General features: G+C 70.7%; 21 protein-coding genes and 1 pseudogene. 17 read left to right on the top strand and 5 right to left on the bottom strand.

Going from position 1 to position 24,824, the window contains the following annotated elements:
• The 5 genes from KN815_RS13315 to KN815_RS13295 all read left to right on the top strand — a co-directional run.
• A partial coding sequence (locus KN815_RS13315; protein ID WP_372458337.1) for an ABC transporter permease occupies window positions 1-333 on the top strand: 333 nt, incomplete at its 5' end.
• A gap of 5 nt (window positions 334-338) precedes the next feature.
• The gene (locus KN815_RS13310; protein ID WP_216342034.1) at window positions 339-1,250 is read left to right on the top strand and encodes an ATP-binding cassette domain-containing protein; all 912 of its coding nucleotides are present in this window, start codon (window positions 339-341) and stop codon (window positions 1,248-1,250) included.
• 227 nt (window positions 1,251-1,477) lie between these two features.
• The gene (locus KN815_RS13305) at window positions 1,478-2,398 is read left to right on the top strand and encodes a sugar phosphate isomerase/epimerase family protein (protein WP_216342032.1); all 921 of its coding nucleotides are present in this window, start codon (window positions 1,478-1,480) and stop codon (window positions 2,396-2,398) included.
• Window positions 2,399-2,495: 97 nt separating this feature from the next.
• Window positions 2,496-3,515, top strand: a complete 1,020-nt coding sequence (locus tag KN815_RS13300; RefSeq protein WP_216342030.1) for a Gfo/Idh/MocA family protein — start codon at window positions 2,496-2,498, stop codon at window positions 3,513-3,515.
• 272 nt (window positions 3,516-3,787) lie between these two features.
• Window positions 3,788-3,997 (top strand): helix-turn-helix transcriptional regulator, encoded by a 210-nt coding sequence (locus tag KN815_RS13295; RefSeq protein ID WP_216342028.1) that lies wholly within the window; start codon window positions 3,788-3,790, stop codon window positions 3,995-3,997.
• 182 nt (window positions 3,998-4,179) lie between these two features.
• Here KN815_RS13295 and KN815_RS13290 read toward each other — a convergent pair whose 3' ends face one another.
• Window positions 4,180-6,570 (bottom strand): MMPL family transporter, encoded by a 2,391-nt coding sequence (locus tag KN815_RS13290; RefSeq protein WP_216342026.1) that lies wholly within the window; start codon window positions 6,568-6,570, stop codon window positions 4,180-4,182.
• Window positions 6,571-6,738: 168 nt separating this feature from the next.
• Between KN815_RS13290 and KN815_RS13285 the strand changes: the two genes are divergently transcribed.
• The 3 genes from KN815_RS13285 (at window position 6,739) to KN815_RS13275 (ending at window position 10,243) form a co-directional block, all read left to right on the top strand.
• Window positions 6,739-7,398 carry a TetR/AcrR family transcriptional regulator gene (locus KN815_RS13285; protein ID WP_216342025.1) on the top strand — a complete coding sequence of 220 codons (660 nt, stop codon included), beginning with the start codon at window positions 6,739-6,741 and terminating at the stop codon, window positions 7,396-7,398.
• A gap of 148 nt (window positions 7,399-7,546) precedes the next feature.
• A complete protein-coding gene (locus KN815_RS13280; protein WP_253208942.1) occupies window positions 7,547-7,846 on the top strand; it encodes a heavy-metal-associated domain-containing protein in 300 nt (99 codons plus the stop codon).
• An 87-nt stretch (window positions 7,847-7,933) separates the two neighbouring features.
• Window positions 7,934-10,243 (top strand): heavy metal translocating P-type ATPase, encoded by a 2,310-nt coding sequence (locus KN815_RS13275; protein ID WP_216342023.1) that lies wholly within the window; start codon window positions 7,934-7,936, stop codon window positions 10,241-10,243.
• Window positions 10,244-10,782: 539 nt separating this feature from the next.
• Here the strand turns inward: KN815_RS13275 and KN815_RS13270 are convergent.
• Complete coding sequence (locus tag KN815_RS13270) at window positions 10,783-12,072, bottom strand: citrate synthase (RefSeq protein WP_059142131.1); 1,290 nt, start codon at window positions 12,070-12,072, stop codon at window positions 10,783-10,785.
• Between the two features lie 151 nt (window positions 12,073-12,223).
• Complete coding sequence (gene recD2 / locus KN815_RS13265) at window positions 12,224-14,467, bottom strand: SF1B family DNA helicase RecD2 (RefSeq protein WP_216342022.1); 2,244 nt, start codon at window positions 14,465-14,467, stop codon at window positions 12,224-12,226.
• Window positions 14,468-14,721: 254 nt separating this feature from the next.
• Here recD2 and KN815_RS13260 point away from each other — a divergent pair, with 254 nt between their 5' ends.
• The 8 genes from KN815_RS13260 (at window position 14,722) to KN815_RS13225 (ending at window position 22,302) form a co-directional block, all read left to right on the top strand.
• On the top strand, window positions 14,722-15,738 hold the full coding sequence (locus KN815_RS13260) for a LacI family DNA-binding transcriptional regulator (protein WP_216342020.1): 1,017 nt from the start codon (window positions 14,722-14,724) through the stop codon (window positions 15,736-15,738).
• Complete coding sequence (locus KN815_RS13255) at window positions 15,735-17,303, top strand: sugar ABC transporter ATP-binding protein (RefSeq protein ID WP_216342017.1); 1,569 nt, start codon at window positions 15,735-15,737, stop codon at window positions 17,301-17,303. Before KN815_RS13260 ends, KN815_RS13255 begins: the two co-directional genes overlap by 4 nt.
• Complete coding sequence (locus KN815_RS13250; protein ID WP_216342015.1) at window positions 17,293-19,236, top strand: ABC transporter permease/substrate-binding protein; 1,944 nt, start codon at window positions 17,293-17,295, stop codon at window positions 19,234-19,236. The genes KN815_RS13255 and KN815_RS13250 overlap by 11 nt, the downstream gene beginning before the upstream one ends.
• A gap of 65 nt (window positions 19,237-19,301) precedes the next feature.
• Window positions 19,302-20,228, top strand: coding sequence for a ribokinase (gene rbsK, locus KN815_RS13245; RefSeq protein ID WP_216342014.1), 927 nt, complete (start codon window positions 19,302-19,304; stop codon window positions 20,226-20,228).
• Complete coding sequence (gene rbsD / locus KN815_RS13240; RefSeq protein WP_216342012.1) at window positions 20,225-20,620, top strand: D-ribose pyranase; 396 nt, start codon at window positions 20,225-20,227, stop codon at window positions 20,618-20,620. The genes rbsK and rbsD overlap by 4 nt, the downstream gene beginning before the upstream one ends.
• 354 nt (window positions 20,621-20,974) lie before the next feature.
• The gene (locus KN815_RS13235; RefSeq protein ID WP_216342010.1) at window positions 20,975-21,253 is read left to right on the top strand and encodes a hypothetical protein; all 279 of its coding nucleotides are present in this window, start codon (window positions 20,975-20,977) and stop codon (window positions 21,251-21,253) included.
• Between the two features lie 75 nt (window positions 21,254-21,328).
• Entirely contained in the window at window positions 21,329-21,961 is a 633-nt protein-coding gene (locus KN815_RS13230; protein ID WP_216342008.1) for a SigE family RNA polymerase sigma factor, read from the top strand.
• On the top strand, window positions 21,958-22,302 hold the full coding sequence (locus tag KN815_RS13225; protein ID WP_216342006.1) for a hypothetical protein: 345 nt from the start codon (window positions 21,958-21,960) through the stop codon (window positions 22,300-22,302). The genes KN815_RS13230 and KN815_RS13225 overlap by 4 nt, the downstream gene beginning before the upstream one ends.
• 199 nt (window positions 22,303-22,501) lie before the next feature.
• Here KN815_RS13225 and KN815_RS13220 read toward each other — a convergent pair.
• A pseudogene (locus KN815_RS13220) lies at window positions 22,502-22,786 on the bottom strand (hypothetical protein); the annotation flags it as partial.
• A 91-nt stretch (window positions 22,787-22,877) separates the two neighbouring features.
• On the opposite strand from KN815_RS13220, the gene KN815_RS13215 reads away from it, so the two are divergent.
• Entirely contained in the window at window positions 22,878-23,645 is a 768-nt protein-coding gene (locus KN815_RS13215; protein ID WP_216342005.1) for a methyltransferase domain-containing protein, read from the top strand.
• A gap of 198 nt (window positions 23,646-23,843) precedes the next feature.
• On the opposite strand, the gene KN815_RS13210 is transcribed toward KN815_RS13215, so the two are convergent.
• Window positions 23,844-24,527, bottom strand: coding sequence for a pentapeptide repeat-containing protein (locus KN815_RS13210; protein WP_216342003.1), 684 nt, complete (start codon window positions 24,525-24,527; stop codon window positions 23,844-23,846).
• Between the last annotated feature and the right edge of the window lie 297 nt (window positions 24,528-24,824).

Here is a 24,824-nt window from a genome sequence, read left to right as displayed (position 1 = left end):
CTCACCAAGATCGCCCTCTTTATGACGGTGGGCTTCGCGGCCTGGTTCGTCGGCATGCATCTGCTCTTCGAGTACAACACCGTGCAGGCCGGCGAGGGCGTCGGCAACGAGTTCTACTACATCATCGCGGCCGTGATCGGCGGCTGCCTGCTCACCGGCGGCTATGGCTCGGCGATCGGCGCGGTCCTCGGCGCCTTCATCTTCGGCATGGTCAACCAGGGCATCGTCTACGCCAACTGGAACCCCGACTGGTTCAAGTTCTTCGTCGGCGTGATGCTGCTGCTCGCGACCCTCGTCAATCTGTGGGTGCGCCGTCAGGCCACCAGGAGGTGACCGTAATGGCAACGAAGGAACCCCAGTCCAGCCCCGCCGGCCCCGCCGACGCCGCCGACACCGCCGGCGCCGCGCAGGCCGCCGCACCGGCCGATGAGCCGGTGGTCCGGCTGCGGGGCGTGGGCAAGCTCTACGGAAACGTACGCGCCCTGGAGGGCATCGACCTGGCCGTCCGGCCGGGCCGGGTGACCTGTGTGCTAGGCGACAACGGCGCCGGTAAGTCGACCCTGATCAAAATCATCTCGGGGCTGCACCAGCACGACGAGGGCGAGTACCTCGTCGACGGCAAGCCGGTGCGGCTGAACAACCCGCGCGACGCCCTGAACCTGGGCATCGCCACCGTCTACCAGGACCTGGCCACCGTGCCCCTGCTGCCGGTGTGGCGGAACTTCTTCCTCGGCTCCGAGCTGACCCGCGGCCCCTGGCCGGTGCGCCGGCTGGACATCCAGCGGATGAAGAAGATCACCGACGAGGAGCTGTCCGCCATGGGCATCCACCTCGACAACCTGGAACAGCCCATCGGCACCCTCTCCGGCGGCCAGCGGCAGTCCGTGGCCATCGCCCGGGCGGTCCACTTCGGCGCCCGGGTGCTGATCCTGGACGAGCCGACCGCGGCGCTCGGCGTCAAGCAGTCCGGTGTCGTGCTCAAGTACATCGCGGCGGCGCGCGAGCGCGGGCTCGGCGTCATCTTCATCACCCACAACCCGCACCACGCCTATATGGTCGGCGATCACTTCGCGGTGCTGAGGCTCGGCGCGCTGGAGCTGAACGCGGCGCGCGAGGACGTCAGCCTCGAAGAGCTGACCAACCACATGGCGGGCGGCGCCGAACTGGCCGCGCTCAAGCATGAGCTGGCCCAGGTCCGCGGGGTCGATGTGGATGAGCTGCCCGAGGAGGTGACCGCCCCTTCCGCCTGACCGAACGCCTCCCCCCCTGGCCCCCTGGCCCCCTGGCCCCCTGGCCCCCTGCCCCTCCGGCCCTCTGCCCCTCTGCCCCTCTGACAGGACGCCATCCTCCGGACGTCTTTCTTCTGACAAGACGTCCGAATGTCCTGACGAACTCTTGACGGCCGCCCGCCCGGCCGGTGAAGCTGCCCAAAACAGTACGACGCGGGCACCCCAGAACACCGAGGAGACCCTCTGCCATGACTGCCGACGCCTCCCCCGCACCCGCCCTGGACCGCATCCGGGTCGGCTCGGCCCCCGACTCCTGGGGGGTCTGGTTCCCCGACGACGACCAGCAGGTCCCCTGGCAGCGCTTCCTCGACGAGGTCACGGAGGCCGGCTACCAGTGGATCGAGCTGGGTCCGTACGGCTATCTGCCGACCGACCCGGCCCGGCTCACCGAGGAGACCACCCGGCGCGGCCTCACCGTCTCCGCGGGCACCATCTTCACCTCGCTGCACCGGGGCCCCGAGGTCTGGGACGCCACCTGGGAGCATGTCTCCCAGGTGGCCGGGCTGACCCGGGCGATGAACGCCAAGCACCTCGTGGTCATCCCCTCCTTCTGGCGGGACGACAAGACCGCCGAGCTGATCGAGCCCCCGACGCTCACCGCCGAGCAGTGGCGCCATCTGTCCACCGGGATGGAGCGGCTCGGCCGTGAGGTGCGGGAGCGCTTCGGGCTCGACATCGTCGTCCACCCGCATGCCGACACCCATATCGACACCGAGGAGAACGTGGTCCGCTTCCTGGACGCCACCGACTCCGACCTGGTCAACCTCTGCCTGGACACCGGCCACTACGCCTACTGCGGCGGCGACAGCGTCAAGCTGATCGAGACCTACGGCGAGCGCATCGGCTATCTCCACCTCAAGCAGGTCGACCCGGAGATTCTGGCCGATGTGGTCAAGAACCAGGTGCCGTTCGGCCCCGCCGTCCAGCGCGGCGTCATGTGTGAACCGCCGAACGGCGTTCCGGAGCTGGGACCGGTCCTGACCGCGGCCCAGAAGCTGGATGTGGACCTGTTCGCCATCGTCGAGCAGGACATGTACCCCTGCCCGCCCGACCAGCCCTTCCCCATCGCCGAGCGCACCCGGCGCTTCCTGCGCTCCTGCGGCGCCTGACCTCCCTTCCGCCCCCACGGGCCGCATTCCCCCACGGGCCGCATTCCCCCACGGGCCGTCGAACCGTCCAGAGCAGAGAGAGAAGAGAGATCAACCTATGACGCAGCAGGGAACGCTCGGGGTCGCCGTCATCGGGACCGGCAAGATGGGCGCCGACCATGTCCGCCGCATCAACGAGGTGATCAGCGGCGCCCGGGTAGCCGCCGTGGTCGACATCGACGAGGCGCGGGCCAAGGCGGTCGCCGACACCGCCGACGGCTGTCAGGCGTTCACCGACCCGGCCGCCGCGATGGCCGCACCCGGCGTGGACGCGGTGCTGATCGCCTCGCCGGGCCCCGCGCACGAGGCCGCGCTGCTCAGCGCGTTCGAGCGCGATCTGCCGGTGCTGTGCGAGAAGCCGCTCACCCCGGACTCCGCGTCCGCGCTGCGGGTGCTGGAGGCCGAGCAGAAGCTGGGCCACCGCCGGGTCCAGGTGGGCTTCATGCGCCGCTACGACACCGAGTTCATGAAGCTCAAGGCGCTGCTGGCCGGTGGTGAACTGGGCCGCCCGCTGCTGCTGCACTGCCGCCACCGCAACGCCTCGGTGCACTCGTACTTCACCAACGAGATGATGATCACCGACTCGGTGGTGCATGAGATGGACCAGTCGCGCTGGCTGCTGGAGCAGGAGATCACCGCGGTCACCGTGCTCAAGCCGACCCCCAGCTCGCTGTCCCCCGAGTCGCTCAGCGACCCCCAGCTCGTGGTCTTCGAGACCACCGGTGGAGCGATCGTCAATGTGGAGATCTTCGCCACCTGCGGCTTCGGCTACCAGGTCCAGGCGGAGGCGGTCTGCGAACGGGGCACCGCCCGCGTCGGCGACGCCCACGGCATGCTGGTCAACCGGCCCGGCACCTGGGGCGGGGAGATCGCCCCGGACTTCGTGGCCCGGTTCGAGGAGGCGTACGACCGCGAGGTGCAGGCGTGGGTCAACGCCACCCGGCGCGGCGAGGTCGAGGGCCCCAGCGTCTGGGACGGCTATGCCGCGACCGCCGTCAGCGAGGCGGGGGTCCGGGCCCAGGCCACGGGTCAGCGCACGGCCGTCGAAATGATCGAGCGCCCCGCGTTCTATAGCTGACGCCCCGCCAACTGACCCGCAGCGGACTGGCCGTTTCCCCACGGCCGGTCCGCTGTGGCCATGGCAGGGAGTCATCGTCGGGTGCGTCACTCCTATGTCACAGCCGTCACATCTCCACACGTCTACGTCACAGGTGCTCAACAGCCCCTGGCCGTCATTGGCTCGGCGTCGTTGACCCGGACACAGGCTGATGGAGCGTGAGCAGGCGCGCCGCGGCTCCCCCGACGGCCCGCTGGGCCGTGGCCGCGACGACCTGCGGAAGGGCATGTGAGATGACCGACCGGAGGCTGTGGTCCTACAAGGAGATCGCCGCGCATATCAGTGTGCAGACCGACACCGTACGGTCCTACCGCAAGCACGGCCTGCTGCCGCCCCCCGATCTGGTGGAGGGCGGCAAGCCGTACTGGTACGCGGATACGATCCGCGCCTGGGTGGCCCGCAGACCCGGCAACCGCCGCGCCCGGCGAGACGCCAAGGATTAGCGGGGCCGTGATGCCGTATCCCCGTAATCCGCTCAGCAGATCAGAGGAACTCCGCTACGGTTCGGGCAGCGCCCCGAAGGGCGCGGGGCTGTGTCGATGTGCGGCTCCGCCGCGTGGGCGCGATCAGCCACGACGGCGCCGCAGTCGGCCGACAACGCATCGCGACACTTCCAGCAGAGCGCTTAGCGGCCCGTACTCACCCGGTCCCGCACCGTCTCCGCCTCCCCGGACGGCCCGTCCTCGGCAGGAGACCCGGCCTTGCCCTCGCACCGGCCGTCACCCTCGCTGCCACTGGCGGCGTCCGTGCCGGTCCCGGTGCCTATGCCGGTCCCGGCGTCCGTGCGGCTTTCGGTGGGCGCGGACTCCCCCTCGCTCAGCCCGAACCGGGTGTGCAGTCGGCGCAGCGGGCCCGGGGCCCACCAGGTGGCCCGGCCGGTCAGCTTCATCACCGCCGGCACCAGCAGCCCGCGCACCACCATCGCGTCCATCAGCACCGCCAGGGCGATGCCCAGCCCCAGCATCTTGGTGTTGGTGACCCGCGAGGTGCCGATGCCCACCATCACCACGGCGAGGATCAGCGCGGCCGCCGTGATCAGGCCGCCGGTGCGCCGCAGTCCGAACTCGACCGCCGCCTGATGGTCCCCGCTGCGGTCGTACTCCTCCTTGATCCGGGAGAGCAGAAAGACCCCGTAGTCCATGGAGAGCCCGAAGGCGACGCAGAACATCAGCACGGGCAGGGTGGTCTCGATATCGCCGGAGGTGGTGAAGGAGAGCGGGCCGGACAGATGCCCGTCCTGGAAGACCCACACCACCGCGCCGAACATCGCGGTCAGACTGAGCGCGTTGAGCAGCACCGCCTGAATCGGTATCAGCACGCTGCCGGTGAGCAGGAAGACCAGCAGCAGGGTGACGGCGACGATGATGGCGGCGGCCCAGGGCAGCCGGTCGCCTATGGAGTCCTTGGTGTCCACCAGGACGGCGGCGGTGCCGGTGACCGAGGTGGTGAACGACGGCTCCTGGGCGCGGATCGTCCGCACCAGGTCCTGGCTGGCGGCGTCCACGGCCTCGCCCTTGGGCAGCACGGTGATGTCGGCCGAGCCACCGGCCAGACGCGCGGCCTCCGCCGGCCCCGGCTCGGCCACCCGCCGCCCGTCGGTGAACCGGCCCGCCGGGCTGTCCACCCGCAGCACCTGGGGGAGGGCGGAGACCTTGGCGCTGTAGTCGGCGAGGGCCTTGGTGCCGGTGCCGCCCTCGGCGAGGACCTCCACCGCGCCCCCGGGACCGCCGGGGAACCCCTCCCGGATGTGCTGCTGCACCACATGGGACTCGGCGCTCGACGGCAACGGGCGGTCGTCCGCGGTGCCGAACTCCACCCTCAGGAACGGCAGTCCGAGCGCGACCAGACCGGCGACGGTGGCCAGCGCGAACAGCGGGGCGCGCCGCATCACCAGCCGGGCGAGCCGCGCCCAGCCCGCTCCGGGCTCACCCTCGCGGGCCGGGCGGCCGCGGCGCAGCAGCCGGGTGAGGTCCAGTGCGTTGACCCGGTCGCCCAGAAGGATGAGTGCCGCGGGCAGGACCACCAGGGCGGCGGTGGCGGCGATCAGCACCACCGCGATCCCCGCATAGGCGAAGGAGCGCAGGAAGTACTGCGGGAAGACGAGCATGGCGGAGAGCGAGGCGGCGACGGTCAGTGCCGAGAAGAGCACGGTGCGCCCGGCGGTGCGCAGTGTGGTCGCGACGGCGGGCAGCTTCTCGGCGCCCTGGGCCAGCTCCTCCCGGAAGCGGCGCACGATGAACAGGGCGTAGTCGATGGCGAGTCCGAGGCCGAGCGCGGTGGTCAGGTTCTGCGCGAAGACCGAGACATCGGTGAATTCGGTGAGCCCGCGCAGCACCGCGTCGGTGCCGAGGATGGCGATGATGCCGACGCCGAGCGGAAGCAGGGCGGCCACGGCGCTGCCGAAGACCATGACGAGCAGCACCAGGGTGATGGGCAGGGCGATCATCTCGGCCCGCAGCAGATCCTCCTGGATGGTGGTCTGGAGCTCATGGCGGACCGCGACCATGCCGCCGACCGACACCTCGACCGGGCCATGGGCGCCCCGGTAATGGGGCACTATGCGCTCCAGTGTCTTGCCCGCGGCGGACTCGTCGCCCACGATCCGCGCGGCGATGATCGCCTCGCCCCGGTCACGGGCCCGCAGCGAAGGCGCGCCGGTGGCCCAGTACGAGGTGACACCGGTGACCGCCCGCTCGCCCGAGAGCTTCTTGGCGAGGGCCCGGGCCTCGGCGGCGACGGCCGGATCGTCCACGGTCCTGCCGCCGCTGTCGACGAGCAGGATCAGATTGGGCTGGGAGGCGGGGAAGCGCTTCTCCAGTGCCTTGGTGGCATACGAGGACTCGGCCGCCGGGTCCTCCCAGCCGCCGCTTCCCAGCCGGTCGGCGACCCCGCTCCCGGCCACGACGGCCAGCGCCGTGAAGAGCAGGGCGATCAGAAGGGACAGCCGCGGCCGCGCGGTGACCAGGCGCGTCCACCCTCCGATTCGGTCCCCGGGTGGGCGGTTGACATCGGTCATGGCGCGGTGTCCCCTTCACCTGTGCCCCATGCCGCCACTCATACGTCCGTAGGCAGCACGGGTCGCTGATTACCGTAGACGGTAAACACGAGCGATCGCTCGCGTTTCTCAAGAATGCGAGCGGGTGCTCGTGTTTGTCAATCGAACACGGAGAGCCGGGGAAAACAGGTGAGCGAGAGCACGACGGATCCGCGCGACGACACGGCGAAGCCGCGCCGCAGACAGGCACGCGGTGAGCGCCGGATCCAGCAACTGCTCGACGCCGCCGCCCATGTCTTCTGCCGCACCGGCTACACCTCGGCGAGCACCAACGCCATCGCCCGCGAGGCCGGGGTCTCCCCCGGCACGCTGTACCAGTTCTTCCCGAACAAGGAGGCCATCGCCGTCGAGCTGGGCGAGCGCCTCAACCGCCGGATGACGGAGACCCACGGGACGGTCCTCACACCGGAGAACGCGGGGCTGCCCCTCGGCGAGCTGCTCGACACGGTCCTCGACCCGATGATCGAGTTCAATTGCGCGAATCCGGTCTTCCTGGCCCTGATCCAGTCCTCCGACGCGCCGGGCCAACTCCTCGAGGAACACGCCGAACTGCACGACTCGATCCAGGACCGCATCAGCGAGCTGATCGGCCTCCGCAACCCCGACCTCTCCCCCGAGCGCCGCACCCACACCACCACCATGACGTTCGCCCTGTTCAAGGCCGGACTGACGCTGATCCTCGGCCATGAGGGCACGGAGCGGGAGGCGTACGCAGCGGAGTTGAAGACCGCCCTGTACGGCTATCTGGCCCCGGTGCTCGGCACCGAGGCGGTCGGCACCCGCCCCTGACCCCCGCGCCGCGCGCTCTCCATCCACCCTCGCCCCGCCCGGACCGGGGAAGAGTGCGCGCGGGCGCGGCCCACCCGTCACGGACCGGCGCACCACCGGCTTCCATCGATACCCCCTAGGGGTATAAAGTGGGGATCGTCAGGAGACGCTGAGGCATTCCGGTGCCTCCCGTGCCTCCTGCGTACCGACCGTCACGCTCACCCCACACAGGAGAAACCCCATGAGCTCCGAGGCTGTCACCACCGTCTACCAGGTGACCGGTATGACCTGCGGCCACTGCGAAGGCGCGGTCTCCGAGGAGATCGGCGCCCTCGACGGCGTCAGCAGCGTCAAGGCCGTGGCCTCCACCGGCCAGGTCACCGTGATCTCGGCCGCTCCGCTGGACGACGAGACCGTCCGCGCCGCCGTGGACGAGGCGGGCTACGAGCTCACCGGCCGGGCGGCCTGAGCGAGCCCCCACCAAACCTCCGCCGGACCGTACCGCCCTGCTCATACAGTCGCCGTACGGCCCGGCCCTCCTCCCAGGAGACCAGACATGACCAGCACGGCACCCCCCGCCGGGGCCGCCACCGACACCACGGCGACGGCCGGCGGGCCCTCGCAGGTCCAGCTCGCCATCGGCGGTATGACCTGTGCGTCCTGCGCCGCGCGCATCGAGAAGAAGCTCAACCGCCTCGACGGCGTCACCGCCACGGTGAACTTCGCCACCGAGAAGGCCAAGGTGTCCTACGGCGCCGGGATCGAGGTCGCCGACCTGATCGCCACCGTCGTCAAGACCGGGTACACCGCCGAGGAACCGCGCCCCGCCGCGCCCGAGCCCCGCACCCCCGGGGACACCGGCGCACCGGAGGCCGACCGGCACGGCGAGGCCGGACCGGACCCGCTGCGCCACCGCATGCTCGTCTCCCTCGCCCTGTCCCTGCCCGTCGTGGTGCTGGCGATGGTGCCCTCGCTCCAGTTCGACAACTGGCAGTGGCTCTCGCTCACCCTCGCCGCGCCGGTCGTCGTCTGGGGCGGCGCGCCCTTCCACAAGGCCGCCTGGACGGGCCTGCGGCACGGCGCGGCCACCATGGACACCCTGGTCTCCATCGGCACTCTGGCGGCCCTTGGCTGGTCCCTGTGGGCGCTGTTCTTCGGCGACGCGGGCATGCCGGGCATGCGCCACGGCTTCGATCTCACCGTCTCCCGGGCCGACGGGTCGTCCTCGATCTATCTGGAGGCGGCGGCCGGGGTGACCACCCTCATCCTGCTGGGCCGCTTCCTGGAGGCGAAGTCCAAGCGGCGGGCGGGCGCGGCGCTGCGCGCGCTCCTGGAGCTGGGCGCCAAGGACGTGGCCGTGCTGCGCGGGGGCCATGAGGTGCGGATCCCGATCGGGGAGCTGGCGGTCGGCGACCGCTTCGTGGTGCGCCCCGGCGAGAAGATCGCCACCGACGGCACGGTGGTCGAGGGCTCCTCCGCCGTGGACGTCTCGATGCTGACCGGCGAATCGGTGCCGGTGGACGTGGCGGCGGGCGACGCGGTGGCGGGCGCGACCGTCAACACGGCGGGCCGGATCGTGGTCGAGGCCACCCGCGTGGGCGCGGACACCCAGCTCTCCCGTATGGCCAAGCTGGTCGAGGACGCGCAGAACGGCAAGGCCGAGGTACAGCGGCTCGCCGACCGGGTCTCGGGGATCTTCGTGCCGATCGTGCTGCTGATCGCTGTCGGCACCCTGCTGGGCTGGCTGCTCACCACCGGCGAGACGGCCGCCGCCTTCACCGCGGCCGTGGCCGTCCTGATCATCGCCTGCCCCTGCGCCCTGGGCCTGGCCACCCCGACCGCGCTCATGGTCGGCACCGGCCGCGGCGCCCAGCTCGGCATCCTGATCAAGGGGCCCGAGGTGCTGGAGTCGACCCGCCGGGTGGACACCGTCGTCCTGGACAAGACCGGCACGGTGACGGCCGGGCAGATGCGGCTGCGCGGGGCCGTGACGGCGCCCGGCGTGGACGAGGAGGAGCTGCTGCGGCTCGCGGGCGCCCTGGAGCACGCCTCGGAGCACCCGATCGCGCGCGCCATCGCGGACGGCGCGGCCGAGCGGATCGGCGACCTCCCCACGCCCGCGGACTTCCGGTCCGAGCCCGGCCTCGGCGTCCAGGGCACGGTGGACGGTCACGCGGTCCTGGTCGGCCGCGAGAAGCTGCTCGACGCATGGGCCGTCGAACTGCCCGAGGAGCTGGCGGCCGCCAAGGCGGCGGCCGAGTCGGAGGGGCGGACGGCGGTCGCGGTGGCCTGGGACGGCAAGGCGCGCGGCGTCCTCCTGGTGGCCGACGCCGTCAAGGAGACCAGCGCCGAGGCGGTCGCCCAGTTGCGGGCGCTCGGCCTCACCCCGGTGCTGCTGACCGGCGACAACAGGCTCGTCGCCGAGGCGGTGGCCCGCGAGGTCGGCATCGACGACGTCATCGCCGAGGTGCTGCCCCAGGACAAGGTGGACGTCGTGAAGCGGCTCCAGGGCGAGGGCCGTACGGTCGCCATGGTGGGCGACGGGGTCAACGACGCGGCCGCCCTCGCCACCGCCGACCTCGGGCTCGCGATGGGCACGGGCACGGACGCGGCCATCGAGTCCGGGGATCTGACACTGGTCCGGGGCGACCTGCGGGTCGCCGCGGACGCGATCCGGCTGGCGCGCCGGACGCTCGGCACCATCAAGGGCAATCTCTTCTGGGCCTTCGGCTACAACGTCGCCGCGCTGCCGCTCGCTGCGGCCGGACTGCTGAACCCTATGATCGCGGGAGCGGCCATGGCGTTCTCGTCCGTGTTCGTGGTGACGAACAGTCTGCGACTGCGGACCTTCACAGCGTCCACATAGATTCACCAAGTCCCCATAAGCCGCACAACACCCATACAGCAGAGCCTCGATTTTTAAATCGAGGCTCTTGCCCTTTTATGGCCCATATGGCAAGAGACGCAGATCACATACAACCCAACGTAACCATCGAGGGGGGACGCGAGTCTAATGGGACGGTGGGGATTCGTCTTGGGGGACGCATCCCGCTACGCGTAGCCGGGACGACGTACTCGGGGAGCTTTGAGCGGCCCTCCCGTAGGTACGCGTCCCGGCGGATCGCGTCGCCAAACGGCCCGCAAGGGCCCGTGGACACCCGGCCGGATCCCGTGGGGGGAATCCGCTCCGGGGCAAGGGAAGCGCCCCGCTCCGACCCGTGGGGGGATCGGAAGCGGGGCGCTTCTGGCACCCCCATTTTTTGGGCTCGGTTCGCCTCCGGGGCGCAAAAGCCTCCCCCAGCTACCGCTGGGAGGTGCCCCCGGCCGGAAGACCCAAGGGACCGGAGACGCCAAGTGCCCCCGACCGGCCAGGCGGCCAGGACGGGGGCACCGGAGAAGCGAAGGTCAGCGCTCCTCGACCGGGACGAAGTCGCGCTCGACGACGCCCGTGTAGATCTGGCGCGGGCGGCCGATGCGGGAGCCCGGCTCCTTGATCATCTCGTGCCACTGGGCGATCCAGCCCGGCAGCCGGCCGAGCGCGAACAGCACGGTGAACATCTCGGTCGGGAAGCCCATCGCCCGGTAGATCAGACCGGTGTAGAAGTCCACGTTCGGGTAGAGCTTGCGCTCGACGAAGTAGTCGTCCGCGAGGGCGTGCTCCTCCAGCTTGAGCGCGATGTCGAGCAGCTCGTCGGACTTGCCGAGCGCGGAGAGAACATCGTGCGCCGCCGACTTGATGATCTTCGCCCGGGGGTCGAAGTTCTTGTAGACGCGGTGCCCGAAGCCCATGAGCTTCACGCCGTCTTCCTTGTTCTTCACCTTGCGGATGAAGGTGTCGACGTCGCCGCCCGAAGCCTGGATGCCCTCGAGCATCTCCAGCACGGACTGGTTGGCGCCGCCGTGCAGGGGGCCCCACAGCGCGTTGATGCCCGCCGAGATGGAGGCGAACATATTGGCCTGCGAGGAGCCGACCAGCCGGACCGTGGAGGTCGAACAGTTCTGCTCGTGGTCGGCGTGCAGAATCAGCAGCTTGTCGAGCGCGGAGACCACGGTCGGGTCGAGTTCGTACTCCTGCGCGGGGACCGAGAAGGTCATCCGGAGGAAGTTCTCGACATAGCCCAGGTCATTGCGCGGGTAGACAAAGGGGTGGCCGACCGACTTCTTGTACGCATACGCGGCAATGGTCGGCAGCTTGGCCAGCAGCCGGATCGTCGAGAGGTTGCGCTGCTTCTCGTCGAAGGGGTTGTGGCTGTCCTGGTAGAACGTCGACAGCGCGCTGACCACGGAGGACAGCATCGCCATCGGATGGGCGTCCCGCGGGAAACCGTCGTAGAACCGCTTGACGTCTTCATGCAGGAGCGTGTGGCGGGTGATCTCCCCACGGAAGGCCGCCAGTTCATCGACGGTCGGCAGCTCCCCGTTGATCAGCAGGAAGGCGGTCTCCAGGAAGGAGGCACGCTCCGCCAACTGCTCGATCGGGTAGCCGCGGTATCGCAGGATGCCCTGCTCACCGTCCAGATAGGTGATCGCGGATTTGTACGCGGCGGTGTTGCCGTAACCGGAATCCAGGGTCACCAGACCGGTCTGGGCACGCAGCTTGCCGATATCGAAGCCCTTGTCGCCGACGGTGCTGTCGACCACCGGGTAGGTGTATTCGCCGTCCCCGTACCGCAGTACTACAGAGTTGTCGCTCACGTCATCCCTCACCGACGTCTGGTTCTCTTCTTCGAGGTGCCCTGACTCCCCCCACCTTCCCCTACTCGGGTAGAGAACGTGCACTCGGGGTCGGCTGAAGAGCCTTTTGGCGGCACTCAGTGCCGCCTTTACGGCCATCCTGCCCCGATCGTCATCGTTCGGAAACCCTCTTGACACGCTCGACTGACACATCGCCGCCAAGTCGGTGATCCAGCGCGGTACAACGCCTCCCCGCCGAGACGGTGCGCACCGCCTGCCCCAGCGCGCGGCGCGAGCCGACCAGCACCACAAGGCGCTTGGCACGGGTCACCGCCGTGTACAGAAGGTTGCGCTGCAACATCATCCAGGCCCCGGTGGTCACCGGAATCACGACGGCCGGGTACTCACTGCCCTGTGACCGGTGGATGGTCACCGCATAGGCATGAGCCAGCTCGTCCAGCTCGTCGAAGTCGTACGGTACCTCCTCGTCCTCGTCCGTCCGCACGGTCAGCCGCTGCTCATCGGTGTCGAGTGAGGTGACGACGCCAACCGTGCCGTTGAAGACCCCGTTGGCCCCTTTCTCATAATTGTTACGGATCTGGGTCACCTTGTCGCCGACCCGGAAGACCCGGCCTCCGAAGCGGCGCTCCGCGAGGTCCGGACGGGCCGGGGTGATGGCCTGCTGAAGCAGTCCGTTGAGCGTGCCCGCGCCCGCCGGGCCGCGGTGCATCGGGGCCAGAACCTGCACGTCACGGCGAGGGTCGAGGCCGAACTTGGCGGGGATGCGGCGGGCCGCGACATCGACCGTGAGCCGCCCGGCCTCCTCGGTGTCGTCCTCGACGAAGAGAAAGAAATCCGACAGGCCCTGGGTGACCGGCGGCACCCCCTCATTGATCCGGTGGGCGTTGGTGACCACCCCGGACTGCTGGGCCTGGCGGAAGATCCGGGTCAGCCGCACCGCCGGAACGGGGCTGCCGGGGGCCAGCAGATCGCGCAGCACCTCCCCGGCGCCCACGCTGGGCAACTGGTCCACATCCCCCACGAAAAGCAGATGGGCACCGGGCGGGACCGCCTTGACCAGCTTGTTGGCCAGCAGCAGATCGAGCATCGACGCCTCGTCGACCACCACCAGATCCGCGTCGAGCGGGCGGTCCCGGTCATATGCCGCGTCCCCGCCGGGCTTCAGCTCCAGCAGCCGGTGGACGGTGGACGCCTCGGCGCCGGTCAGCTCGGACAGCCGCTTGGCGGCCCGGCCGGTGGGCGCCGCCAGCACCACCTTCGCCTTCTTGGCGCGGGCCAGCTCCACCACGGACCGCACGGTGAACGACTTGCCGCAGCCCGGCCCGCCGGTGAGCACCGCGACCTTCTCGGTCAGCGCGAGCCGCACCGCCTGGCTCTGCTCGGGCGCCAGATCGGCCCCGGTGCGGCTCGCCAGCCAGCCCAGCGCCTTGTCCCAGTCCACGTCCCCGAAGGCGGGCAGCCGGTCCTCCTGGGTGCGCAGCAGCCGCAGCACCTGGCCGGCGAGGGAGATCTCGGCGCGGTGGAAGGGCACCAGATAGACCGCGGAGACCGGCTCGCCGTCCGCCGGGCCCGGGACCGGCTCGCGCACCACGCCCTCGTCCTCGGCCGCCAGCTCACCCAGGCAATCGATGACCAGACCGGTGTCCACCTGGAGCAACTTCACGGCGTCCGCGATGAGTTGCTCCTCGGGGAGATAGCAGTGGCCCTGGTCGGCGGACTGGGACAGCGCGTACTGGAGACCGGCCTTCACCCGGTCGGGGCTGTCATGCGGAATGCCGACCGACTGGGCGATCTTGTCGGCGGTGAGGAAGCCGATGCCCCAGACGTCGGCCGCCAGCCGATACGGCTCGTTCTTCACAATCGAAATCGACGCGTCGCCGTACTTCTTGTAGATCCGCACCGCGATGGAGGTGGAGACGCCCACCCCCTGGAGGAAGACCATCACCTCCTTGATGGCCTTCTGCTCCTCCCAGGCCGCGGCGATCATCTTGGTGCGCTTGGGGCCGAGGCCCGGGACCTCGACCAGCCGCTCGGGCCGCTCCTCGATGACATCGAGGGTGTCGACGCCGAAGTGCTCGGTGATCCGGTCGGCGATCCGGGGGCCGATGCCCTTGATCAGACCCGAGCCGAGATAGCGCCGGATGCCCTGGACGGTGGCGGGGAGGACGGTCTGGTAATTCTCGACGGTGAACTGTTTGCCATATTGCGGATGGGAACCCCAGCGGCCCTCCATCCGCAGTGACTCGCCCGGCTGGGCGCCCAGCAGCGAGCCGACCACCGTCAGCAGATCGCCGGAGCCCCGGCCGGTGTCGACCCGCGCGACCGTATAGCCGTTCTCCTCATTGGCGTAGGTGATCCGCTCCAGGACCCCTTCGACCACCGCGAGTTTGAGCATGCCTCGACCGTACCGCCGCGAGGCGACAGGCGGTTCGGGCCTGTGGACAACGCCTGTGGACAACCCGGGGGCAACCCGGGGACAACCCGGGGACAGCCCGGGGACAGCCCGGGGCGACGCGCCGGGGGGTGAAGAACGGGCCGTCGGCCCCGCGGCGGAATATCACGATCCGGTTTCACTGGCGGCTGACCCCTTGCCTCTCTCGATGTAATCGATTCCAATCCCATGTAATCGATTCCACAAGGAGGTGGACGATGCCAGCCATCAAGGATGTGGCGCGGCGTGCCGGGGTCTCCGTCGCGACGGTCTCGCGGGTGCTCAACGACCACCCCTCCGTTCGCCCGGACACCCGTGAACGGGTGCTCGCCGCGGTCGCCGACCTCGGCTATCGCCCCAACGCGGTGGCCCGCTCGCTGCGCACCGATCAGACCCGGACCCTGGGGCTGGTCATCAGCGATGTGCTGAATCCCTTCTTCACCGAGCTGGCCCGCTCGGTCGAGGACGCCGCCCGCGAGCTGGACTACAGCGTGATCATCGGCAACGCCGACGAGCGGCCCGAACTCCAGGACCACCATGTGCGCACCCTGATGGACCGCCGCATAGACGGACTGCTGGTCAGTCCCACCGACGGCGGCTCCCCGATGATGCTGGCCGCCGCCCGCGCCGGCACCCCCATGGTCTTCGTCGACCGCTGGATCGAGGGCGAGGGCCTGGACGCGGTGCCGGTGATCCGCACCGACGGGCGGAGCGCCATCCGCGATCTGGTGGACCATCTGTGCGCCCTGGGGCACCGCCGGCTCGCGATCATCGCGGGCCCGGCGGCCACCACGACCGGCCGCGAACGGGTGGACGCCTTCCGCTCCGCGCTGCGCGAGTTCGGTCTGGCGCTGTCCGAGGACCACATCGGCCAGGGGGACTTCCAGGCGGACAGCGGCCGCCGGGTGACCGCCCGCTTCCTCGATCTGCCGCGGCCGCCGGACGCGATCTTCGCCGCGGACAACCTGATGGCGCTCGGCGCGATGGACGAGATCCGCGCGCGGGGCCTGCGGGTGCCGGACGACGTGGCGCTCGCCGCGTTCGACGACATCCCCTGGTTCGTCCACACCGATCCACCGATCACCGCCGTCGCCCAGCCGACCGGAGCGCTCGGCCATGCCTCCGTACGCGCGCTGATCGACCTCGTCGAGGGGCGGCCCGCCGAGTCGGTGACCCTGTCCGCCCGTCTGGTCACCCGCCGCTCGTGCGGCGAGCCCGAAGGGAGCACACCATGAGTGCCGAGTCCAAGCGGCCCTCCCCCGGCGGGGCGGAGCTGCTGCGTATGGAGGGCGTCCGGAAGACCTTCCCCGGGGTGATCGCCCTGGACGGGGTGGACTTCGATCTGCGCCGCGGCGAAGTCCACGTCCTCCTGGGCGAGAACGGCGCGGGCAAGTCCACGCTGATCAAGATGCTCTCCGGGGCGCACCGCCCCGACGGGGGCCGGATCCTGGTCGACGGCGGCCCGGTGCGCATCAACAGCGCGCAGGACGCCGAGCGGCTCGGAATCGCCACCATCTACCAGGAGTTCAACCTCGTCCCGGACCTCACCGTGGCCGAGAACATCTTCCTGGGCCGCCAGCCGCGCCGCTTCGGCATGATCGACCGCAAGACCATGGACGAGCGCGCCGCCGAGTTGCTGGCCCGGGTCGGGGTGGACGTCGCGCCCCGGACCCGGGTCCGCGACCTCGGCATCGCCCGGCTTCAGATGGTGGAGATCGCCAAGGCGCTGAGCCTGGACGCCCGCGTCCTGATCATGGACGAGCCGACCGCCGTGCTCACCACCGAGGAGGTCGACAAGCTCTTCCGGATCGTGCGCACGCTGCGCGCGGACGGGGTGGGCGTCGTCTTCATCACCCATCACCTGGAGGAGATCGCCGCGCTGGGCGACCGCGTCACCGTGCTGCGCGACGGCCGCAGTGTCACCCAGGTCCCGGCCACCACCGAGCAGGACGAGCTGGTGCGGCTGATGGTGGGCCGCTCCATCGAGCAGCAGTACCCACGGGAGCGCACGGACGCCGGTGACCCCCTGCTGAAGGTCCGGGGGCTCACCCGGAACGGCAGCTTCCAGGACATCGGCTTCGAGGTGCGCGCCGGGGAGGTGGTGGGCCTGGCCGGGCTGGTCGGCGCGGGCCGTACGGAGGTCGTCCGGGCGCTCTTCGGCGCCGATCCGTATGACTCCGGCTCCGTCGAGGTGCTCGGCCGCCCGCTGGCCCGCCATGACGTGGTGGCCGCCATGCGGGCCGGGATCGGCCTCGTCCCCGAGGACCGTAAGGGCCAGGGCCTGGTCCTGGACGGCAGCGTGCAGGAGAACCTGGGCCTGGTCACGCTGCGCGCCGCCACCCGCGCGGGGCTGGTCGACCGGGCCGCCCAGCGGAGCGCGGCGGCCGGTGTCGCCGAGCGGCTGGCCGTCCGGATGGCCGGGCTCGACCAGCGGGTGCGCACCCTCTCCGGCGGCAACCAGCAGAAGGTCGTCATCGGCAAGTGGCTGCTCGCCGACAGCAAGGTGCTGATCCTCGACGAGCCGACCCGCGGGATCGACGTGGGCGCCAAGGTCGAGATCTACCAGCTCATCAACGAACTCACCGCGTCCGGCCACGCCGTTTTGATGATCTCCAGCGATCTGCCCGAGGTGCTGGGGATGAGCGACCGGGTCCTGGTCATGGCCCAGGGCCGGATCTCGGGCGAGCTGACCGCTCGCGAAGCGACCCAGGACGCCGTGATGGCCCTGGCAGTGAAGGACGTCAAGGGCGCCGACGAAGGAGTCGGCGGCAATGAAAAGGAGGGCTCCCGTGGCCACTGACACGCTTACGAAGGACCCCGGGGGCTCGGCGGTGCTGCGCCGCGTGCTGCTCGACAACGGCGCCCTGAGCGCCCTGGTGCTGCTGGTGGCGGCCATGTCGCTGCTGTCCGGCGACTTCCTCACCACCGGCAATCTCCTCAACGTCGGCGTCCAGGCGGCGGTCACCGCGATCCTCGCCTTCGGCGTCACCTTCGTCATCGTCTCCGCGGGGATCGATCTGTCGGTCGGCTCGGTGGCCGCGCTGTCCGCCACCGTGCTCGCCTGGTCGGCGACCTCACAGGGGCTGCCGGTGTGGATCGCCGCGCTCCTGGCGGTCGTCACCGGTGTCGCCTGCGGTCTGGTCAGCGGGGCGCTGGTCGCCTTCGGGAAGCTGCCGCCGTTCATCGCCACGCTCGCGATGCTGTCGATCGGCCGCGGTCTGGCCCTGGTGATCTCCCAGGGCAGCCCGATAGCCATCCCCGACTCGATGTCCGGCCTCGGCGACACCATCGGCGGCTGGCTGCCCATCCCGGTGCTCGTGATGATCGGCATGGGGCTGATCACCGCGGGTGTGCTGGGCCGTACGTACGCGGGCCGCGCGATGTACGCGATCGGCGGCAACGAGGAGGCCGCCCGGCTCTCCGGGATCCGGGTGACCCGCCAGAAGCTGGTCATCTACGCGCTCTCCGGCGGCTTCGCGGCCATCGCGGGCATCGTGCTCGCCTCCCGGCTGTCCTCCGCGCAGCCGCAGGCGGCCGTCGGCTATGAACTCGACGCGATCGCCGCGGTGGTCATCGGCGGCGCGAGCCTGTCCGGTGGCGTCGGTAAGGCGTCCGGCACGCTCATCGGCGCGCTGATCCTCGCGGTGCTGCGCAACGGGCTCAACCTGCTGGAGGTCTCCCCCTTCTGGCAGCAGGTGGTCATCGGTGTCGTCATCGCGCTCGCGGTGCTGCTGGACACGCTGCGCAGGCGGGCCGGGGCGAGCCCGGGCGCGCCCGGGGCCGCGGCGGGCGGATCGTCCGGTGGCGGCCGTAAGAAGGGCGTCAACGCGGGCAAGTTCGCGCTGGCCGCCGTGGTCGTCGCCGCCATCGCCATCGGCGCCTCCGTCTGGCGCTCCGGCTCCTCCGGGGGCGCGTCCACCAAGGTCGGGCTCTCGGTCTCCACCCTCAACAACCCCTTCTTCGTGCAACTGAAGGCGGGCGCCCAGGAGGAGGCCAAGCGTGCCGGTGTCAGCCTTACGGTCACCGACGCCCAGAACGACGCCTCCCAGCAGGCCAATCAGATTCAGAACTTCACCAGCCAGAACATGAAGTCGATCATCATCAACCCGGTCGACTCCGATGCCGCGGGCCCGTCCGTCCGGGCCGCCGACAAGGCGGGCATCCCGGTGCTGGCCGCCGACCGCGGTGTCAACAAGGCGAAGATCGCGACCCTGGTGGCCTCGGACAACATCACGGGCGGCAAGCTGGCCGCCAAGACGCTCGCCGAGCGGCTCGGAAAGAAGGGCACGATCCTGGTGCTTCAGGGCACCCCCGGCACCTCCGCCTCCCGTGAGCGCGGTAAGGGCTTCGCGGAGGGCCTCAAGGCGTACCCGGACATCAAGGTCGTCGGCAAGCAGACCGCCGACTTCGACCGGGCCAAGGGGCTGGATGTGACCACCAATCTGCTCCAGGGCCACCCCGGTATCGACGGGATCTTCGCCGAGAACGACGAGATGGCGCTCGGCGCGGTCAAGGCGCTCGGCTCCAAGGCGGGCAAGTCCGTGGACGTCGTCGGCTTCGACGGCACCCCGGACGGGCTCAAGGCCGTCGAGAACGGCAGCCTCGCCGCGACCGTCGCCCAGCAGCCGAAGGAGTTGGGCCGGATGGTGGTGCGGAATGCCGTCAAGGCCGCCAAGGGGCAGAAGATCGACGGCACGGTGAAGGTGCCGGTGAAGGTCGTCACCGCGAAGTGACAAGGGTCGTCACGGCGCGGTGGCGAAGGTCGTCACCGTGAAGTGACAAACGAAAGGACGTGCGGATGCACGACTACGACCTGCTGGTCGTGGGGTCGGCCAACGCCGATCTGGTGATCGGAGTCGACCGCCGCCCCGGGGCCGGTGAGACCGTCCTCGGGTCGGACCTCGCGGTCCACCCGGGCGGCAAGGGGGCCAACCAGGCCGTCGCCGCCGCCCGGCTGGGGGCCCGGACGGCGCTGCTGGCCCGGGTCGGCGACGACGACTACGGCCGGCTGCTGCTGGATTCGCAAGCGACGGCCGGGGTCGACACCGCCGGAGTCCTGGTCGGCGGCGCGCCCACCGGGGTCGCGCTGATCACGGTGGACCCCTCGGGTGACAACAGCATCGTGGTCTCCCAGGGGGCCAACGCCCGGCTGACCCCGGGCGATGTCCGGGCCGCGGCGGGCCTGCTGGCCGCGGCCCGGGTGGTCTCGCTGCAACTGGAGATCCCCCTGGAGACGGTCGCCGAGGTGGTCCGCGCGGCGGGCGCGGGCTTCGGCGGCCGCCCCGGGCCGCGGGTGGTGCTCAACCCCTCGCCGACCGCGCCACTGCCCACCGATGTGCTGGCCGCCTGCGATCCGCTGGTGGTCAACGAGCACGAGGCGCGGTTCCTGCTGAGCGACGCCCCGGTGGGCTCCTCCGACGACCCCGAGGAGTGGGCCGACGCCCTGCTGTCGCGCGGTCCGCGCTCGGTCGTGGTGACCCTGGGCGCCGAGGGCGCGCTGGTCGCCGACGGCGACCGTACGGTGCTGGTGCCCAGTCCCGCGGTGACGGCCGTGGACACCACGGGCGCCGGGGACGCCTTCACCGGCGCGCTCGCCTGGCGCCTGGGCGTCGGCGACGACCTGCCGACCGCGGTGCGGTTCGCGGTGCGCGTGGGCGCCGCCGCGGTGACCCGGGCCGGGGCGCAGGCGTCCTTCCCGAGCGCCGGGGAGGTGGCGGCGCTGTGAAGCGGTCCGGGATTCTCAACCGCCATCTGAGCGCGGGCATCGCCCTGTTGGGCCACACCGACACGGTGATGGTGTGCGACGCGGGTCTTCCGATACCGGACGGGCCGTTCGTGGTGGACCTCGCCTTCACGGCCGGGGTGCCGTCGTTCGAGCGGGTGCTCACCGGGCTGCTGGAGGAGCTGGTGGTCGAACGGGCCACGGCGGCGCGGGAGGTACGCGACCACAACCCCGGGGCGACCGCCCTGCTCGACCGCCTCTTCCCGGCTCCCGCGCTGGATCTGGTCCCGCACGAGGAGCTGAAGACGATGACGGGACGGGCGAGGCTGGTGGTGCGTACGGGCGAGGCGCGGCCGTACGCGAATGTGCTGCTGCGGTGCGGGGTGCCGTTCTGAGGCGTGCGACGCGCGGTCGTCCCCGGAGCGTGGGGCGGGACGCTTCGAGGGGCCCGGCCTTGGCCGGGCCCCTCGTCTCCCCCTCCACAGGGCTTCCCCTCAATCCCCCCGGATCCTCCCCGGGAAGCCCGATGCCAGGTACGACCCGCCAGGGGCGGGAACGGTTGCACGGTTTCCGGTAGTTATCGATCCGTTACCTGGCGTCAGCTCGGGAAGCTTTTTCCGGGGCGCGACAACCTCGGGTGGGGCCGCACGTCTGGTTGGGGTGAAGGCGGGTTCCGGAACGGGTCCTTCGGGCCCTCGGGACGCGCCTGGCCATCAGCGTTCGCTCAACCCTTTCGGGAGTCGTTCCGTATGCAGCACGACCGCGCCAAGAAGCCCAACCGCCGTCTGCGCCCCTGGATCCTGGGGTCGGCGGCCGGTGTCGCCCTGATCGTGGGCGGGGGCATCGCCGCCCAGGCGGCCACCTCCGACCACTCCCGCCCGGCCAAGCCGGTCCCATCGGCGACCTCGAAGCCGGAGGCCACGCTGCCGCCCACCAGCGTGCCCGCGCCGACCAAGCCCGCCCCCACCGAGCCGCCCACCAGCGTGCCCGAGCCCACCAAGCCCGCCCCCACCAAGGCCGGTCGCTAGCCGCAACCACGGATGGGGCGGGGCCGGTTCCGGAGCCGGCCCCGCCCCGCCCCGCCGATGAGGTGAACGAGGACGATGCAGCTCACTCTTGTCCTGCCCTGGTGGACCCGGCTGCTCCGCCGCGCCCGGACGACCGCCTCGACACCACCGGTGGAGACGGGACGCGCCGGGCGGCGGCCGTGGGCGCTGAGGGCGGTGGGCGGCCGGGGCGACGGCGAGCCCGGCCCCACGCTGGCCGATCTGTACCAGGCCCGGCGGCTGGACATGATCCGGCTTGCGGTCTTCCTGGTGGACGACCTGCACACCGCCGAGGACGTCGTCCAGGACGCCTTCGCCGCCGTCTGCCGCCGACACGGCTCACGGCTGGACAGCCTCCAGGACGCGCACGCCTATCTGCACACCGCCGTGGTCAACGCCGCCCGCTCGGTGCTGCGCCGACGGCGTACCGCGCGCGCCTACACCCCGCCGTACCAGGGGCCGGGAGCGCCCGTGGACGAGCCGCTGCTGCTCGCCGAGGAACACCGGCAGGTCCTGGACGCGCTGGCCGAACTCACCGCGCGCCAGCGCGAGGTGCTGGTGCTGCGCTACTGGTCGGAGCTGTCCGAGGCGCAGATAGCCGAAACGCTGGGCGTCTCCCGAGGCACCGTGAAGTCGACCGCGAGCCGTGCGCTCGTCACTCTGGAAAAGCTGCTGGAGGCGGCCCGATGAGCACTCCCCCACCCGTCGAGGACCGGTTGCGCGCCGCGCTCGACGCCCGTGCGCGGCTCATCGACGCCCACGAACTGTCCCCGTACCGCCCGCCCACCGGCCCGGCCTGGGGCACCCGGCGGATCCGGCGGGTGGTGTCCGCCGTCGCCGTGGCGGCGGCAGCGGCGGCGGCCGTGGCCTTCCTGCTGCTGTCCGGCTCCCCGCAGGACAACCACCCGGCCCCGCCCGCCGGCGACCCCCGCACCTCCCCTCCGGCCACCTCGGCCCCCTCGTCCAACACGGGGACCCCGACCCGGCCCTCCCCCACCTCCCCGCCCGGAACCCCGAGCTCGACGCCCTGACGCGGTCGCCTCGCACGCCCCCGCCACTGGCCCCGGGACCACCCCTCCGACGCCCCTGGCCCCCGAGCACCCCAGCGCCCCGAGGGCCCTACTGCGAACCGGTTGAGTCCGGCTTCCTTGGCGTGCTCGGTGATGACGGCCTGCTGGAGCGCGATGAGTCTGTCGGGTCCACACGCTGGACGATAAGCCGCGCTCTCGGTCAGTCCCGGGTAGCGCCCTCCGGCCAGATCACCCGAGACCGGAGACCGGTGCGCTCGGCGTAGGCCACAACGTCGGCCGTGCCGCCGTACCCGCGAGCCGGCTGCCCATCCCACACAGCGACCAACCCGTCCACCAGACCCACCAGAATCTCGCTTCCGGCCATGTGCGCCTGCGAGTCCGACTCCACGATGCCCGTGCGGTGGATGTCGGCAGCCTGCTGGATGAGACGGTCGTAGGTCGGGTGGTGCTCCTCCGGCAGGCCCTCGCGGTATTTCTCCGCGGGGAAGTTGCGCCGGTGCACGTCGTGCTGTCCATCCTCGGTGACATGCGCCCCTCTGGCCAGTGGGCATGGCTCAACAGTCCGGAAAACCCCCTTGCTGCTTCGCGGCGGAGACTGGCTCCACCTCATCTACACCAACGCCACCCTCGTCACCCGCCTCGACCCGGAGACGGCGAAGTCCGTGGATGGGCTGTTCACCGGCGTCCCCACGTCGTCCAGCACACAGCCGAGCCTCACGGCCCGGATGTTGGAAGCCCTTGACGTGCGGCCTGGCGATCGGGTCCTCGATGGGGGTACTGGCACCGGCTACCAAACCGCCCTCCTCGCTCACCGCCTGGAGAGCGCCAACCATCTCGTGACGGCGGGCATCGACCCGGACCTGACATCCGAAGCCCTGCTCAATCTAGAAGCCATCGGCATCACACCGAACGTACTCACCGTGGACGTGAGGACCTGGACTTGGCAGCCCGAGTCGTTCGACAAGGTGATCACCACGTGTGCCCTCCCACGGATCACCGAGACATTGAGGTCCGCGGTCGCTCCCGGGGGACGACTCGTCGCGAACCTCTTCCCGCCACTGAGCGGGGGTCTGGCCGTCCTCGACCGCATGCCGGACGGGAGCCTGGAGGGGCGCTTCGATGCGGACGGCGGGTCCTTCATGGCAGCGCGCACGGCGGCGCCGGCCCCTCCCTCGCCGCCTGCATCGGGACCGGTAGACGCACGCAGGGAATCCCAGGTGCCGGTCACGGCCTTCGACAGCTACCACTTCACCTTCCTGCTGGCGTCCACGCTCCCCGGGGTGGTGCTCCAGTACTGCACCGACGACGAGGAGCGCACCATGCGTCGCCGTGGTGATGCCTGACGGGGCGTGGGCCGAGGGCAGCGCGTGACGAGAGCACGAAGGGGCCCCCTCCCGGCGGGAGGGGCCCGGTGTTCCCGGTCGTCGGCTACACCGCCGCCTCGCGGCGCCGGGCACCGTTCGCAGCACCGCCGCGGAGTGGACACGCATCTCCAGTCCCGACTGGGCGGGCTTCGTGCCAGCGGTCACCATCTGACCCAGCTACTCGAAGAGGATTCCCGCTTCCCGTGCAAGGCTCAGGGCCAACTCCATCTGCCCTGGGCCTTGTACTGTGGCGCCCTTGAGGCTTGCGCCTCCGCCGACGTCAATCAGAGTGCAGTTCTCGAACCGCGCGGTACCTACCCGGCAGTTGGCCCACTGCGCTCCGGTCAAATCGCAGCCCTCGAATTTCACATTGTGCAGCTCGGCCCCCTGGAAGTCCGCGCCCGCCATCTTGCAGTCGGTGAACACGACGGCGTAGAGCTTCATGTGACGAAACAGGCCGGGGGCGATGACGCAGTTCTCCATGCGCACGTCCCGGAACGTTCCAGACCTCCATGACGAGCCCGTAAACCTGCTCCCGCTCACCGCGCACCGGATCAGTGAAACATCTTCGGCACCTACTTCCGCGAAGTCGCAGGTGTTGAACCGGCAGTCGCTGAACTGGCTGCGGATCAGACGCGTTCCGGTGAAGCGGGAGCTGTCGAACGTGCAGCCCTCCATTTCGACGGCCTCAGCCGCGACAGCCACGAAGGGCGTTCCCTCGTATTGCACCCCACGGATCATCGCGTCGTCTTCCAGGCCGTCTCTCGCCATGTCGGCCGGCCGCAGGGTAGTTAAGACCTTCGGGGCAGTGGGGTTCTTGATGCGGGTGGTCCTGCCGCCTCGCCGAATCGCCTGAGTCATGCGAAGTCGATCCATTCGCCGGATGGTGTGGAGGGTGGAGACCCAGAGTCTAGGCCGCGGAGCCCCCTCCGCCGCGGCTCCGTGCGGACGCTGGCCGCCGGGCTGATGCGGCACGACCGCGCACTTCCCGGCGTACGCGCGTTCGCTCAGCGCGTCGGCGCCCTCGCATGACCTAGCCCTGCCAAGCTGGCGTCGGGCATCGTTCAGCGAGTCTCAGGACTCCCCGCGCCGGGGTGCGTACGGCGGCCTGGACGCACGCCTGCCGAACACACCCCGAAGCAATCCCTACAGCACCAG

Origin of the sequence: Streptomyces niphimycinicus (assembly GCF_018883605.1) — a bacterium.
Lineage (GTDB): Bacteria > Actinomycetota > Actinomycetes > Streptomycetales > Streptomycetaceae > Streptomyces > Streptomyces niphimycinicus.
This window is presented reverse-complemented; position numbering and strand designations above follow the sequence as displayed.